Annotated in this window: 12 protein-coding genes; 8 read left to right on the top strand and 4 right to left on the bottom strand. The window is 69.6% G+C overall.

Annotated elements, in window-relative coordinates:
• Nucleotides 1-30: 30 nt before the first annotated feature.
• Nucleotides 31-744 carry a glycoside hydrolase family 12 protein gene (locus A6P39_RS13630; protein ID WP_067041448.1) on the top strand — a complete coding sequence of 238 codons (714 nt, stop codon included), beginning with the start codon at nt 31-33 and terminating at the stop codon, nt 742-744.
• 66 nt (nt 745-810) lie between these two features.
• On the opposite strand, the gene A6P39_RS13625 is transcribed toward A6P39_RS13630, so the two are convergent.
• Together A6P39_RS13625 and A6P39_RS13620 are read right to left on the bottom strand one after the other, a co-directional pair.
• A complete protein-coding gene (locus A6P39_RS13625; RefSeq protein ID WP_067041451.1) occupies nt 811-2,868 on the bottom strand; it encodes a glycoside hydrolase family 31 protein in 2,058 nt (685 codons plus the stop codon).
• 77 nt (nt 2,869-2,945) lie between these two features.
• Entirely contained in the window at nt 2,946-3,959 is a 1,014-nt protein-coding gene (locus A6P39_RS13620; RefSeq protein ID WP_067041454.1) for a LacI family DNA-binding transcriptional regulator, read from the bottom strand.
• A 54-nt stretch (nt 3,960-4,013) separates the two neighbouring features.
• Between A6P39_RS13620 and A6P39_RS13615 the strand changes: the two genes are divergently transcribed.
• Together A6P39_RS13615 and A6P39_RS13610 are read left to right on the top strand one after the other, a co-directional pair.
• Nucleotides 4,014-4,547: a GH12 family glycosyl hydrolase domain-containing protein gene (locus A6P39_RS13615; protein WP_331454124.1), complete on the top strand. Its 534-nt coding sequence runs from the start codon at nt 4,014-4,016 to the stop codon at nt 4,545-4,547.
• Between the two features lie 123 nt (nt 4,548-4,670).
• Nucleotides 4,671-6,608 (top strand): acyl-CoA dehydrogenase family protein, encoded by a 1,938-nt coding sequence (locus A6P39_RS13610; protein WP_067041460.1) that lies wholly within the window; start codon nt 4,671-4,673, stop codon nt 6,606-6,608.
• A 30-nt stretch (nt 6,609-6,638) separates the two neighbouring features.
• On the opposite strand, the gene A6P39_RS13605 is transcribed toward A6P39_RS13610, so the two are convergent.
• Nucleotides 6,639-7,112 carry a hypothetical protein gene (locus A6P39_RS13605; RefSeq protein ID WP_067041463.1) on the bottom strand — a complete coding sequence of 158 codons (474 nt, stop codon included), beginning with the start codon at nt 7,110-7,112 and terminating at the stop codon, nt 6,639-6,641.
• A gap of 264 nt (nt 7,113-7,376) precedes the next feature.
• Between A6P39_RS13605 and dxr the strand changes: the two genes are divergently transcribed.
• The 3 genes from dxr to ispG all read left to right on the top strand — a co-directional run bounded on the left by dxr (nt 7,377) and on the right by ispG (nt 11,276).
• Complete coding sequence (gene dxr / locus A6P39_RS13600; protein ID WP_067041466.1) at nt 7,377-8,648, top strand: 1-deoxy-D-xylulose-5-phosphate reductoisomerase; 1,272 nt, start codon at nt 7,377-7,379, stop codon at nt 8,646-8,648.
• On the top strand, nt 8,645-9,949 hold the full coding sequence (locus A6P39_RS13595; protein WP_067041469.1) for a M50 family metallopeptidase: 1,305 nt from the start codon (nt 8,645-8,647) through the stop codon (nt 9,947-9,949). The genes dxr and A6P39_RS13595 overlap by 4 nt, the downstream gene beginning before the upstream one ends.
• Before the next feature lie 169 nt (nt 9,950-10,118).
• Nucleotides 10,119-11,276, top strand: a complete 1,158-nt coding sequence (gene ispG / locus A6P39_RS13590) for a flavodoxin-dependent (E)-4-hydroxy-3-methylbut-2-enyl-diphosphate synthase (RefSeq protein ID WP_067041472.1) — start codon at nt 10,119-10,121, stop codon at nt 11,274-11,276.
• Between the two features lie 23 nt (nt 11,277-11,299).
• Here the strand turns inward: ispG and A6P39_RS13585 are convergent, their stop codons facing one another.
• Nucleotides 11,300-11,731, bottom strand: coding sequence for an ATP-binding protein (locus A6P39_RS13585; RefSeq protein ID WP_234378775.1), 432 nt, complete (start codon nt 11,729-11,731; stop codon nt 11,300-11,302).
• 135 nt (nt 11,732-11,866) lie between these two features.
• On the opposite strand from A6P39_RS13585, the gene A6P39_RS13580 reads away from it, so the two are divergent.
• Nucleotides 11,867-12,703, top strand: coding sequence for a helix-turn-helix domain-containing protein (locus tag A6P39_RS13580; RefSeq protein ID WP_067041478.1), 837 nt, complete (start codon nt 11,867-11,869; stop codon nt 12,701-12,703).
• Entirely contained in the window at nt 12,700-12,897 is a 198-nt protein-coding gene (locus tag A6P39_RS13575) for a DUF397 domain-containing protein (protein ID WP_067041481.1), read from the top strand. The genes A6P39_RS13580 and A6P39_RS13575 overlap by 4 nt, the downstream gene beginning before the upstream one ends.
• The last annotated feature ends 53 nt before the right edge of the window (nt 12,898-12,950 follow it).

Below are 12,950 nucleotides of genomic sequence, written 5' to 3'. Positions count from 1 at the left end.
GCAACTCCCCCCACCCATGGAAGGGACACCATGGCAACACGCACGCTGAGCAGGGTCGCCACCGCCCTGATCCCCCCCGCCCTGGCTCTCGGCGCCACCGTCGCCCTGGCCTCGGCGCCCGCCTCCGCCGCCGTCTGGTCCTCCTGCGACCAGTGGGGCAGCACCACACTGAACGGCTACACCCTCTACAACGACATCTGGGGCTCCGGCGCCGGCACCCAGTGCATCTGGGCCAACTCCGGCACCAACTGGGGTGTCTGGGCGAACCACCCGAACACCGGCGGAATCAAGTCCTACCCCAACGCCGATAAGGTGATCAACAAGTCGGTCAGCTCCCTGGCCTCGCTCACCAGCAGCTACAACGTCACCGTCCCGTCGTCCGGCGCCTACGAGACCGCGTACGACATCTGGGACACCAACCACAAGTACGAGATCATGCTCTGGGTCAACAAGACCGGTGCCGTCGGCCCGCTCGGCACCTCGCAGGGCAGCCTCACCCTCGGCGGCTCCACCTGGACCGTCTACAAGGGGAACAACGGTTCCAACGACGTGTTCTCCTTCGTCCGTGGCTCCAACTCAAGCTCCGGCACGGTGACCATCCTGCCGATCCTGAAGTGGATCAAGGACACCAAGGGCTGGTTCGGCGATGTGACCATCGGTGACCTCCAGTTCGGCTTCGAGATCACCTCCTCCTCCGGCGGGCTGAACTTCACGGTCAACAGCGAGAGCGTCAGCAGCGGCTGAGCGACCCGGTGACCGAACGGCGAAATGGGGCCGGTCCCGCACGGGACCGGCCCCCTCGACGCGATCTCACTCCACGATCGGCAGCTCCGCCCCGTCCCGCAGGAACAGCGGGATGCGCTCCAGCGGGGCGTCCACCGTCACCGCCGTACCGCCCTCGTACGTCTCGCCCGTCCAGGCGTCCGTCCAGCGCGCCCCCGCCGGCAGATACGCGGTGCGCGCCGTGGCGCCCGCGGTCAGCACCGGGGCGACCAGCAGGTCCCGGCCGAAGAGATAGGCATCGTCCACCGACCAGGCGGCCTGGTCGTCCGGGAACTCCAGGAACAGCGGGCGCATCACCGGCAGCCCCTCCTCGTGCGCCTCGCGCATCACCTCGAGGATGTACGGCCGCAGCCGCTCGCGCAGCCGCAGATACCGCTCCAGGACCGCGCCGGCCTCCTCGCCGTACGACCACACCTCGTTCGGGCCGCCCGTCATCTCCGGGCCCAGCGGCAGGCCCGGATCGCGGAAGCCGTGCAGCCGCATCAGCGGGGACAGCGCACCGAACTGGAACCAGCGGACCATCACCTCCCGGTACGCCGGATCGTCCGGGTCGCCGCCGTGGAAGCCGCCGATGTCGGTGTTCCACCACGGGATCCCGGACAGCGCGGTGTTCAGGCCGGCCGCGATCTGGCGGCGCAGGGTCGCGAAATCGGTGCCGATGTCACCGGACCACAGGGCCGCGCCGTGGCGCTGACTGCCCGCCCACGCCGACCGGTTGAGCGAGATCACCTCCCGCTCCCCGGCCGCCAGCAGCCCCTCGTGGAAGGTGCGGGCGTTCTCGCGCGGATACAGGTTGCCGACCTCCAGGCCGGGGCCCGCCCAGTAGCGCAGGTTCTCGGCGAAGCCGGGCTTCAGCTCGGGCTCGCACGCGTCCAGCCAGAAGGCCGTGATGCCGTACGGGGTGAGGTAGTTGTCCCGGATCCTCGACCACACGAAGTCCCGGGCCTCGGGGTTCGTGGCGTCGTAGAACGCCACCTGGACGGGGGAGGCGACCTCCTTGTCCGGCCAGTCGGCGTGCGCCATAGGGCCGTACTGCGTGCCGACGAAGTAGCCGCGCTGCTCCATGAGCCGGTGGTTCTCCGACAGCGGGGACACCGACGGCCACACGGAGACGACCAGTTTGATGCCCAGCTCCTCCAGCTCTCGGACCATCGCCGCCGGGTCCGGCCACTCCTTCGGGTCGAACCTCCACTCGCCCAGGTGCGTCCAGTGGAAGAAGTCGCAGACGATCGCCGAGATCGGCAGACCCCGGCGCCTGTACTCCCGGGCCACCTCGAGGAGTTCGTCCTGGGTGCGGTAGCGCAGCTTGCACTGCCAGAAGCCGGCCGCCCACTGCGGGAGCATCGGCGAACGCCCGGTCACCGCGCTGTAGTTGCGCTGGCCGTCGGTCGGGGTGCCCGCCGTGATCCAGTAGTCGATCTGCCGGGCCGAGTCCGCGACCCAGCGCGTGCCGTTGCCCGCCAGCTCCACCCGGCCGATCGCCGGGTTGTTCCACAGCAGGGTGTAGCCGCGGCTGGACACCAGGACCGGAATGCTCACCTCGGCGTTGCGCTGCACCAGGTCCAGCACCAGGCCCTTCTGGTCCAGCCGCCCGTGCTGGTGCTGGCCGAGGCCGTACAGCCGCTCGCCCTCGTAGGCGGCGAAGCGCTGCTCCAGGCGGTGAGAGCCGTTGCCGACCGCCGTGTACAGGCGCGGGCCCGGCCACCAGAAGTGGGCCCGCTCCTCGGCGAGCAGCTCCGTACCGTCGGCGGTGCGCACGAAGCGCAGCATGCCCTCGGCGCTCACCTCGACGGTCAGCGCGCCGACCGTCACCCGCCCCGTCCCCTCACCGACGGTGACCGTCGCGTCGGCCGCCGGCCGCTCGGCCGGCAACGCGCCCGGCAGCCCCTCGAGCACCGGGCCGCCGAGCCGGGCCCGCACCCGGACCGCGTCCGCGCCCCACGGCTCGATCCGCACCGTCTCCTGACGGCCGCTCCACTCCAGCGCCCCCTCCCGCTCGCGCAGCCGGCCGACAGTGGGGGAGGACTGGGCGAGACTGACCTTGGGCTGCTCGAGGGCAGGCTGAATACCGGCGGGCTGATTCACGGCGGCTCCCGAAGTAAGGAGTGCAGACGGGGGAAGCAGGCAGAGGTGTGCCCCGGACAGGGCATGAGCGGCGGGTGTCAGGACGCGGCCGGCGCCGGTCCCGAACTCGCCCGTACGGTCAGCTCGGGCGCGAGCAGCACGACCTCGTCGCCGCCGCGCCCGTCCAGCTTGGCCACCAGGTGCTCCACGGCGCGCCGGCCCATCTCCTGCGCCGGGATGGCGGCCGAGGTCAGCCGCACCGAGGCCTGCACGGCGACCTGGTCCGGGCAGATCGCGACCACCGACACGTCCTCGGGCACCGCCCGGCCCTGCTGGCGCAGCAGCGCGAGCAGCGGCTCCACCGCCGACTCGTTCTGCACCACGAACCCGGTGGTCCCCGGGCGCTCGTCGAGGACCCGCGCCAGGGTGAGCGCCATCGCGTCGTACCCGCCCTCGCACGGCCGGTGCAGCACCCGTACGCCCCGCTCGCGGGCCCGCGAGCGCAGCCCGTCGAGGGTGCGTTCGGCGAAGCCGGTGTGCCGCTCGTAGACGGCCGGAGCCTCGCCGATGACAGCGAGGTCACGGTGACCGAGGTCCGCCAGATGCCCCACGCACAGCGCCCCGGTCGCACTCCAGTCCAGGTCCACACAGGTCAGACCGCCGGTGTCGGCGGGCAGCCCGATCAGGACCGAGGGCTGGTCCGTGTGCCGCAGCAGCGGCAGCCGCTCGTCCTCCAGCTCGACGTCCATCAGGATCATCGCGTCGGCCAGACCGCTGCCGGTGACCCGGCGCACCGCGTCCGGCCCCTCCTCGCCGGTGAGCAGGAGGACGTCGTAGCCGTGCGTACGGGCCGTGGTGGCCACCGCTATGGCGATCTCCATCATCACCGGTACGTACATGTCGGTGCGCAGCGGGATCATCAGCGCGATGATGTTCGACCTGTTGCTCGCCAGGGCCCGGGCGCCGGCGTTCGGGTGGTAGCCCAGTTCCCGGATGCTCTGCTCGACCCGCTGCCGGGTGGTCGCGGAGATGGACCGCTTGCCGCTGAGGACATAGCTCACCGTGCTCGCCGACACTCCGGCGTGCTGGGCGACCTCGGCGAGGGTGACCATCCGGCTCTCCAAGCTTGTGAAGCGCTTCGACAGAGCGCGTAGTTGACTAGCGGGGTGAGGGTGGGATTGACACTAGCTTCAGCCGAGGTGGGGTGTCCAGGGGCTGTCGAAGCGCTTCGACACCTTTTTCTGTGCGACGTCCTGTGCGATGTTCTGCACGACCCGGGGGACGACCCCGGCGGGACCCCTCCGGCAACCCTTTCACCGGGCGGCGGCCACTGCGGTGCGGTACACGAACAGTCCCTTGGAAGGACCCCCGATGCAACACCGCAGACCGCGCCTGCCGAAGAAGGCGAAGACGCTGGTGGCCGGCTCGGCCCGAACCCCGGCACCAAGATCGCCGGCGTCAGCCTCGACGGCACCATGTGGGACGTCTACCAGGGCGACATCGGCTGGCAGGTGTACTCCTTCGTCCGCCGCGCCAACACCACCGGTGCGACCCGGAACCTGGACGACTTCACCCAGGCACTCGTCCGGCGCAGGCTGCTGAGCAACGACAAGTACGTCTCCGGCATCGAGTCCGGCACCGAGGTCTTCCACGGCACCGGCGGCCTCGGCACCAAGTCCTACTCCGTCGACATCGGCTGAGTATCCGCTGAACGGACGCGCGGGGGGTGGTGAGGTCGGCCCGTTTCGGGTACCAACGATCCAGTAGCACTGGTCGGTAGCGAACGGTCAGCAATCATCCCTCTTCGCGGCGAGGTGAGCCTCATGTCCGCCCCCACCACCCCCCGTACCACCGTCACCGAACGCGAGGCGCGTCAGGTGGCGGAGGCCGCCCGGGAACAGGACTGGCGCAAGCCCAGCTTCGCCAAGGAACTGTTCCTCGGGCGCTTCCGGCTCGACCTCATCCATCCCCACCCGCTCCCGGACGACGAGTCGGTCCGGCGCGGCGAGGAGTTCCTCGCCGAGCTGCGCGCCTTCTGCGAGTCCACGATCGACTCCGCCCGCATCGAGCGCGAGGCCCGCATCCCCGACGAGGTCGTCGCGGGCCTGAAGGAACTCGGCGCCCTCGGCATGAAGATCGACCCCAAGTACGGCGGTCTCGGCCTCACCCAGCTCTACTACAACAAGGCCCTCGCCCTGGTCGGCTCCGCGAGCCCCGCCGTCGGCGCGCTGCTCTCCGCCCACCAGTCCATCGGCGTACCGCAGCCGCTGAAGATGTTCGGCACCCAGGAGCAGAAGGACGCCTTCCTGCCCCGCTGCGCCCGCACCGACATCTCCGCCTTCCTGCTCACCGAGCCGGACGTCGGCTCCGACCCGGCCCGCCTCGCCACCACGGCCGTACCCGACGGGGACACCTATGTACTCGACGGGGTGAAACTGTGGACCACCAACGGGGTGGTCGCCGATCTGCTCGTCGTCATGGCCCGGGTGCCCAAGTCGGACGGGCACAAGGGCGGCATCACCGCGTTCGTGGTCGAGGCGGCCTCGGAGGGCATCACCGTCGAGAACCGCAACGCCTTCATGGGCCTGCGCGGCATCGAGAACGGCGTCACCCGTTTCCACCAGGTCCGGGTGCCCGCCGCCAACCGCATCGGCCCCGAGGGCGCGGGCCTCAAGATCGCGCTCACCACCCTCAACACCGGCCGGCTGTCGCTGCCCGCCATGTGCGCGGGCTCCGGCAAGTGGTGCCTGAAGATCGCCCGTGAATGGTCGGCGGAGCGCGAGCAGTGGGGCAAGCCGGTCGCGCTGCACGAGGCGGTGGGCGCGAAGATCTCCTTCATCGCGGCCACGACCTTCGCCCTCGAAGCCGTACTCGACCTCTCCTCCCAGATGGCCGACGAGGACCGCAACGACATCCGCATCGAGGCCGCCCTCGCCAAGCTCTACGGCTCCGAGATGGCCTGGAAGATGGCCGACGAACTCGTCCAGATCCGCGGCGGCCGCGGCTACGAGACGGCCGAGTCCCTCAAGGCGCGCGGCGAACGCGGGGTCCCGGCCGAGCAGATCCTGCGCGACCTGCGCATCAACCGCATCTTCGAGGGCTCGACGGAGATCATGCACCTGCTGATCGCCCGCGAGGCCGTCGACGCCCACCTCTCGGTCGCCGGTGACCTCATCGACCCCGACAAGTCCCTGTCCGACAAGGCGAAGGCGGGCGCGAGCGCGGGCGTCTTCTACGCCAAGTGGCTGCCCAAGCTCGTCGCCGGACCCGGCCAACTGCCCACCTCGTACGGCGGGTTCAAACACGGAGTCGACCTGTCCGGGCACCTGCGCTACGTCGAACGCACCGCCCGCAAACTGGCCCGCTCCACCTTCTACGCCATGTCCCGCTGGCAGGGCCGGATGGAGACCAAGCAGGGCTTCCTCGGGCGGATCGTGGACATCGGCGCCGAACTGTTCGCGATGAGCGCGGCCTGCGTACGGGCCGAACTGCTGCGCGCCCGGGGCGAACACGGCCGCGAGGCCTACCAGCTCGCCGACGCCTTCTGCCGCCAGGCCCGCATCCGCGTCGAGGAACTCTTCGACCGGCTGTGGACCAACACCGACGACCTCGACCGCAAGGTGGTCAAGGCCGTCCTCGCAGGGTCCTACACCTGGCTGGAGGAAGGCGTCGTCGACCCGTCCGGGGACGGCCCGTGGATCGCCGACGCGACCCCCGGACCGTCCGCACGGGACAGCGCACGCCGCCCCTTCGGCGACTGAGCCGGCCTGCCGGCCGACGGGCGTTTGGGGTCAGTTGCCCCAGGCGCCCTGGTTCACGGCGCAGTTCCAGCCCGAGCCGTGCAGGGTGAACTTCACCTCGTAGGAGCGGGTGTTGAGCAGGTGCGCGGGAATCCGCATGCCCAGGCTCGCCCTGCCCTTGAACGTTCCCGTGGAGACCGACACCGACGTCGAGGAGTTGTGGGTGATCCGGCCGCCGGAGGGCCTGGCCTTGCCGAAGCGGATGTTCTTCATGTCGCTCACGCTGAACGTGACCTTCTTGAAGCTCGCGGCCGTCTTGCTCTTGATGCCGAAGTACAGGCCGCCGCCCGTGACCCAGCCGTGCGAGTCGATGTAGAAGCGGCTCGGGTAGACGATGTCGATCGGACAGCCGGAACCGGCCGGGGTCCGGGTGGCGGCCGACGCCGCCCCCGCGAGTCCGAGCTGAGCGGCGGTCAGGACCGATGCGGTGGCCAGGACGGCCGCGGTCGCGCGCATGCGATTCATGATGGTTCTCCTCCCCCTGTGTGGCCCTTCGTGACGGGCACCAGGGGGAAGCATGCCATCACCGGTGGCCGAAAGTGCGCGATTTCCGCACGCCCTGCCACTCCGCCCCCACACCACCGTCATGTGATCTTCACCATGCCACCGGAAAAGGCGGGCAAGCGGCGGGCAGGAGGCGATCACTCGATCCGGCTACGACACCTGTTCACACACCCGCCCGGGGGATGCCCTGTCCTGACGCTCACCGGTTGCGGCAACAATGGGGGGATGACCGACAGTCCCGCCCCGCCGGCCCCCCTGGCAGATCCGCACCTCGTCCACGACCCCCTCAGGGGCGACGGCCCCAAGGACGTGGTGATCCTCGGCTCCACCGGATCCGTCGGCACCCAGGCCATCGACCTCGTGCTGCGCAACCTCGACCGCTTCAAGGTCACCGCGCTGTCCGCGAACGGCGGCCGTGTGGCCCTCCTCGCCGAGCAGGCTCACCGGCTGCGGGTACGGACCGTGGCAGTCGCCCGCGAGGACGCCGTACCCGCCCTGCGCGAGGCGCTCGCCGCCGAGTACGGCGCCGGGGAGCCGCTGCCCGAGATCCTCGCCGGACCGGACGCGGCCAGCCAGGTCGCCGCCTCCGACTGCCACACGGTGCTGAACGGCATCACCGGCTCCATCGGCCTCGCCCCCACCCTCGCTGCCCTGAAGGCCGGCCGCACCCTCGCCCTCGCCAACAAGGAGTCGCTGATCGTCGGCGGCCCGCTGGTCACGGCGCTCGCCAAGCCCGGCCAGATCATCCCGGTCGACTCCGAGCACGCGGCGCTCTTCCAGGCGCTGGCGTCGGGGACCAGGGCCGACGTCCGCAAACTCGTCGTCACGGCGTCCGGGGGGCCCTTCCGGGGCCGCACGAAGGCCGACCTGGCCCAGGTGACCGTCGAGGACGCCCTCGCCCACCCCACCTGGGCGATGGGCCCGGTGATCACGATCAACTCCGCGACCCTCGTCAACAAGGGCCTGGAAGTCATCGAGGCACACCTCCTCTACGACATTCCCTTCGACCGGATTGAGGTGGTCGTGCATCCCCAGTCGTATGTCCACTCGATGGTCGAGTTCACCGACGGATCCACGATCGCCCAGGCGACGCCCCCCGACATGGGCGGGCCCATCGCCATCGGTCTGGGCTGGCCCGAACGCGTCCCGGACGCGGCGCCCGCCTTCGACTGGAGCAAGGCCTCCACCTGGGAGTTCTTCCCGCTGGACAACGAGGCCTTCCCCTCGGTGAACCTCGCCCGGCATGTGGGGCAGCTCGCGGGCACGGCCCCGGCGGTGTTCAATGCGGCCAACGAGGAGTGCGTCGAGGCCTTCCTGAACGGCGCGCTGCCCTTCAACGGGATCATGGAGACCGTCACCCGGGTGGTCGAGGAGCACGGCACCCCGGCCGCGGGAACTTCACTCACCGTGTCGGACGTCCTCGAAGCGGAGACCTGGGCCCGCGCCCGGGCCCGTGAACTCACAGCCACGACGGCGAGCGCGGAGGCGCGTGCATGACGACCTTGATGTTCATCCTCGGCATAGTGGTCTTCGCGGTGGGCCTGCTCGTCTCGATCGCGTGGCACGAGCTGGGGCACCTGTCCACGGCCAAGCTCTTCGGCATCCGTGTGCCGCAGTACATGGTCGGCTTCGGCCCGACCGTCTGGTCGCGGAGGAAGGGCGACACGGAGTACGGCGTCAAGGCGATCCCGCTCGGCGGCTACATCCGCATGATCGGCATGTTCCCGCCCGACGAGGAGGGCCGGGTCTCCGCCCGCTCCACCTCGCCCTGGCGCGGCATGATCGAGGACGCCCGCTCGGCCGCCTTCGAGGAACTGCAGCCGGGCGACGAGACGCGCATGTTCTACACACGCAAGCCGTGGAAGCGCGTCATCGTCATGTTCGCGGGCCCCTTCATGAACCTGGTGCTGGCGGTCGCCCTGTTCTTCACCGTGCTCATGGGCTTCGGCATCCAGCAGCAGACCACCACCGTCGCCTCCGTCTCGCCCTGCGTCATCGCCCAGAGCGAGAACCGCGACACCTGTAAGAAGTCCGACCCCGCGTCCCCGGCCCAGGCCGCCGGCATCCAGAAGCGCGACAAGATCGTCTCCTTCGACGGCAAGCGGACGAAGGACTGGAACACCCTCTCGGACCTGATCCGCGACAGCGCGGGCAAGACGGTCCCGATCGTGGTCCAGCGCGACGGCCGGCAGGTCACCCTGCACGCCACGATCGCGACGAACCTGGTCGCCAAGAAGGACTCCAGCGGCCAGTACGTCCAGGGCAAGTACGTCAAGGCCGGCTTCCTCGGCTTCAGCTCCGCCACCGGGGTCGTGCAGCTGGGCTTCGGCGACTCCGTGACCTGGATGACCGACCGGGTCGGCGACGCCGTCGACTCCCTCGCCGCGCTGCCCGGCAAGATCCCGGCACTGTGGAACGCCGCCTTCGGCAACGGCCCTCGCCAGCCGGACTCCCCGGTCGGCATCGTCGGCGCGGCCCGCATCACCGGCGACATCGCCACCCTGAACATCCCCGCCTCCCAGCAGGTGGCGATGTTCGTGATGCTGCTCGCCGGCTTCAACCTCTCGCTGTTCCTGTTCAACATGCTCCCGCTGCTCCCGCTCGACGGCGGGCACATCGCGGGCGCGATGTGGGAGTCGCTGCGGCGGAACCTGGCCCGAGTCCTGCGCCGCCCGGACCCGGGCCCGTTCGACGTGGCGAAGCTGATGCCGGTGGCGTACGTGGTGGCCGGCATCTTCGTCTGCTTCACGATCTTGGTCCTGGTGGCGGACGTGGTTAACCCGGTCAAAATCTCTTAGTCACAAGGCGTTCGCGGTGGCCCGGAAGGACACCTTCCGGGCCACCTTCCATTGAGTGGGTTTGCCGGGCGGGATGTGTCCGGGCCGTAGCCCGTGGCGTAATCTCGAAGCCTGGAGCCCGCCGTTCACGGGACCGGATCTTGATCCACGACTTGGGGTTGCACAGCAGATGACTGCGATTTCTCTCGGCATGCCGTCCGTTCCGACCAAGCTCGCCGAGCGCCGGAAGAGCCGGCAGATCCAGGTCGGAAGCGTGGCCGTCGGCGGAGACGCGCCCGTCTCGGTCCAGTCGATGACCACGACCCGTACGTCGGACATCGGCGCCACCCTCCAGCAGATCGCCGAGCTGACGGCGTCCGGCTGCCAGATCGTCCGTGTGGCCTGCCCCACGCAGGACGATGCCGACGCCCTGGCCACGATCGCCAAGAAGTCCCAGATCCCGGTGATCGCGGACATCCACTTCCAGCCGAAGTACGTCTTCGCGGCGATCGAGGCGGGTTGCGCGGCAGTCCGCGTGAACCCCGGCAACATCAAGCAGTTCGACGACAAGGTCAAGGAGATCGCCCAGGCGGCCAAGGACCACGGCACCCCGATCCGCATCGGCGTCAACGCCGGCTCCCTGGACCGGCGCCTGCTCCAGAAGTACGGCAAGGCGACCCCGGAGGCCCTGGCCGAGTCGGCCCTGTGGGAGGCGTCCCTCTTCGAGGAGCACGGCTTCCGGGACATCAAGATCTCGGTGAAGCACAACGACCCGGTCATCATGATCGAGGCGTACCGGCAGCTCGCCGCCCAGTGCGACTACCCCCTCCACCTCGGCGTCACCGAAGCCGGCCCGGCCTTCCAGGGCACCATCAAGTCGGCGGTGGCCTTCGGCGCGCTCCTGTCCCAGGGCATCGGCGACACGATCCGGGTCTCCCTGTCCGCGCCTCCGGCGGAGGAGGTCAAGGTCGGCCTCCAGATCCTCCAGTCGCTCGGCCTGCGCCAGCGCGGCCTGGAGATCGTCTCCTGCCCGTCCTGCGGCCGCGCCCAGGTCGACGTCTACAAGCTGGCCGAAGAGGTCACGGCCGGCCTGACGGGCATGGACGTGCCGCTGCGGGTCGCGGTCATGGGCTGCGTCGTGAACGGCCCGGGCGAGGCCCGCGAGGCCGACCTCGGCGTCGCCTCCGGCAACGGCAAGGGCCAGATCTTCGTCAAGGGCGAGGTCATCAAGACGGTCCCCGAGTCCAAGATCGTTGAGACCCTCATCGAGGAGGCCATGAAGCTGGCCGAGCAGATGCAGGACGAGGGCGTGGAGTCGGGCGAGCCGTCGGTGTCGGTCGCGGGCTGACGTTTCGATCTCCGTGAGTCCCGTCACCGCTCGGTGGCGGGACTCAGCCATACCTCCGCCCAGACGGACTTGCCGGGCTGCCGGGGCGTGACACCCCACTTGTCGGCGAGCGCCTCGACCAGCAGCAGCCCACGGCCGGACTCGCCCTGCGGGACGTGCAACTCGGGCAGCCGCTCGGTGCGGGTGTCGGAAACCTCCAGGCGCAGGGTGCCGGCCGACTCGGTGAGCCGGAGATGGAAGTCCCGCCCGGATACGTGCCCGTGCCGGACCGCGTTCGCTGCGAGTTCGGCGGCGATCAGCGTGAGGGTTTCGTTCGCGGGCCCGGCGTAAGGGTGCCCCCACTCGTCCAGCCGGTGCGAGACGAGCCGCCGGGCGAGGCGCGCGCCGCGAGGAGTGGAGGTGAAGCGCATCGCGAATTCTCGGGCGAATTCGCGGGTGGAGATTCCTGACTTCATGCCGCTTACGCTCCCGCACGCTCAGTAACGTTGAACAGCGGCTGCACCTTGACCAACAGGGGTTGTACGAGGGCGGGGTGCCGCTGTCGGCGTGCGCGCCGTGACGGACGGTGGCGTGAGGGCATTGGGGGTTACGTGAGCGAGGAAGTGCAGGAATCGGAGGGTGAGTCCGAGCCGGGCTCGGGCATGCCGGTCGCCTTCGGGCGGTTGCTGAAGAGGTTCAGGACGCAGGCCGGGATGGAACGCGCCCAACTGGGCTCCCTCACCGGCTACTCGGCGGCGACCATCGCGTCGTTCGAGCAGGGCAGGCGGATTCCGTCCGCGAAGTTCATCGTGCGGGCGGACGAGGTGCTGAATGCGTGTGGGGCGCTGGCCGATTTCATCGAGGACTTGGAGAAGGCGCAATATCCGGCCTTCTTCCGGGGAGCGGCGAAGCTGGAGAGGGAGGCGGTCGGGTGGCATGTGTACGACGCGCTCGTGGTCAACGGCCTGTTGCAGACGGAAGACTATGCACGGGCGGTGTTCACCATGCGGCGTCCGCCGCTGGACGAGACGACGATCGAGCAGCGCGTTACGGCGAGGCTGGCCCGGCAGGAGATCTTCGGCCGGAAGCCGATGCCTACCATCAGCTTCGTGATGGAGGAGTGCGTTCTGCGTAAGCGTCTGGGGGGACCGGCGGTCTGGCGTGGCCAATTGGAGCAGCTCCTGCTGAGTGGCCAGCGGCCCAACGTGGAGATCCAGGTGATGCCGGACGACCGTGAGGAACACGCGGCGCTGTCTGGTCCGTTCACCTTGATCGAGACAGAGAAAGGGCGCAGGATCGCCTACACGGAGGTGCACAGGTACAGCCGCCTCTTCACTGATCGTCAGACGGTCAGGGAGCTGGAGGATCAGTACGGGCTCCTCCGCGCGCAGGCGATGAGCCCGCGTGAGTCGCTGGCCCTTGTAGAGAAGTTGCTGGGGGAGTCGTGAACGTCGAAGCTTCGTCCGAGCTGAAGTGGTTCAAGAGCAGCTACAGCAGCGGTGAGGGCGGCCAATGCGTCGAGATCGCCACCACCCCCACCACCATCCACGTACGGGACTCCAAGCAGCACCCCACCACCGCCCCGACCCTCACCCTGCCCCCCGCCGCCTGGCAGGCGTTCCTCGGTCTTGCGCGATCCTGAACTGACCTTTACCGCCCCTTGGTGCCGCTCTCGATTGCGAACGCGTCTTGCCA

This window comes from Streptomyces sp. FXJ1.172 (genome assembly GCF_001636945.3).
GTDB lineage: Bacteria > Actinomycetota > Actinomycetes > Streptomycetales > Streptomycetaceae > Streptomyces.
Note: the sequence above shows the minus strand (reverse complement) of the source record. Positions and strands in the feature narration are given on the sequence as shown.

Coding starts and splice junctions, on each gene's coding strand:
- A6P39_RS13595 (WP_067041469.1), top strand. CDS start 8,645: ATGACGACCTTGATGTTCATCCTCGGCATAGTGGTCTTCGCGGTGGGC.
- A6P39_RS13585 (WP_234378775.1), bottom strand. CDS start 11,731: ATGAAGTCAGGAATCTCCACCCGCGAATTCGCCCGAGAATTCGCGATG.
- A6P39_RS13630 (WP_067041448.1), top strand. CDS start 31: ATGGCAACACGCACGCTGAGCAGGGTCGCCACCGCCCTGATCCCCCCC.
- A6P39_RS13610 (WP_067041460.1), top strand. CDS start 4,671: ATGTCCGCCCCCACCACCCCCCGTACCACCGTCACCGAACGCGAGGCG.
- dxr (WP_067041466.1), top strand. CDS start 7,377: ATGACCGACAGTCCCGCCCCGCCGGCCCCCCTGGCAGATCCGCACCTC.
- A6P39_RS13605 (WP_067041463.1), bottom strand. CDS start 7,112: ATGAATCGCATGCGCGCGACCGCGGCCGTCCTGGCCACCGCATCGGTC.
- A6P39_RS13620 (WP_067041454.1), bottom strand. CDS start 3,959: ATGGTCACCCTCGCCGAGGTCGCCCAGCACGCCGGAGTGTCGGCGAGC.
- ispG (WP_067041472.1), top strand. CDS start 10,119: ATGACTGCGATTTCTCTCGGCATGCCGTCCGTTCCGACCAAGCTCGCC.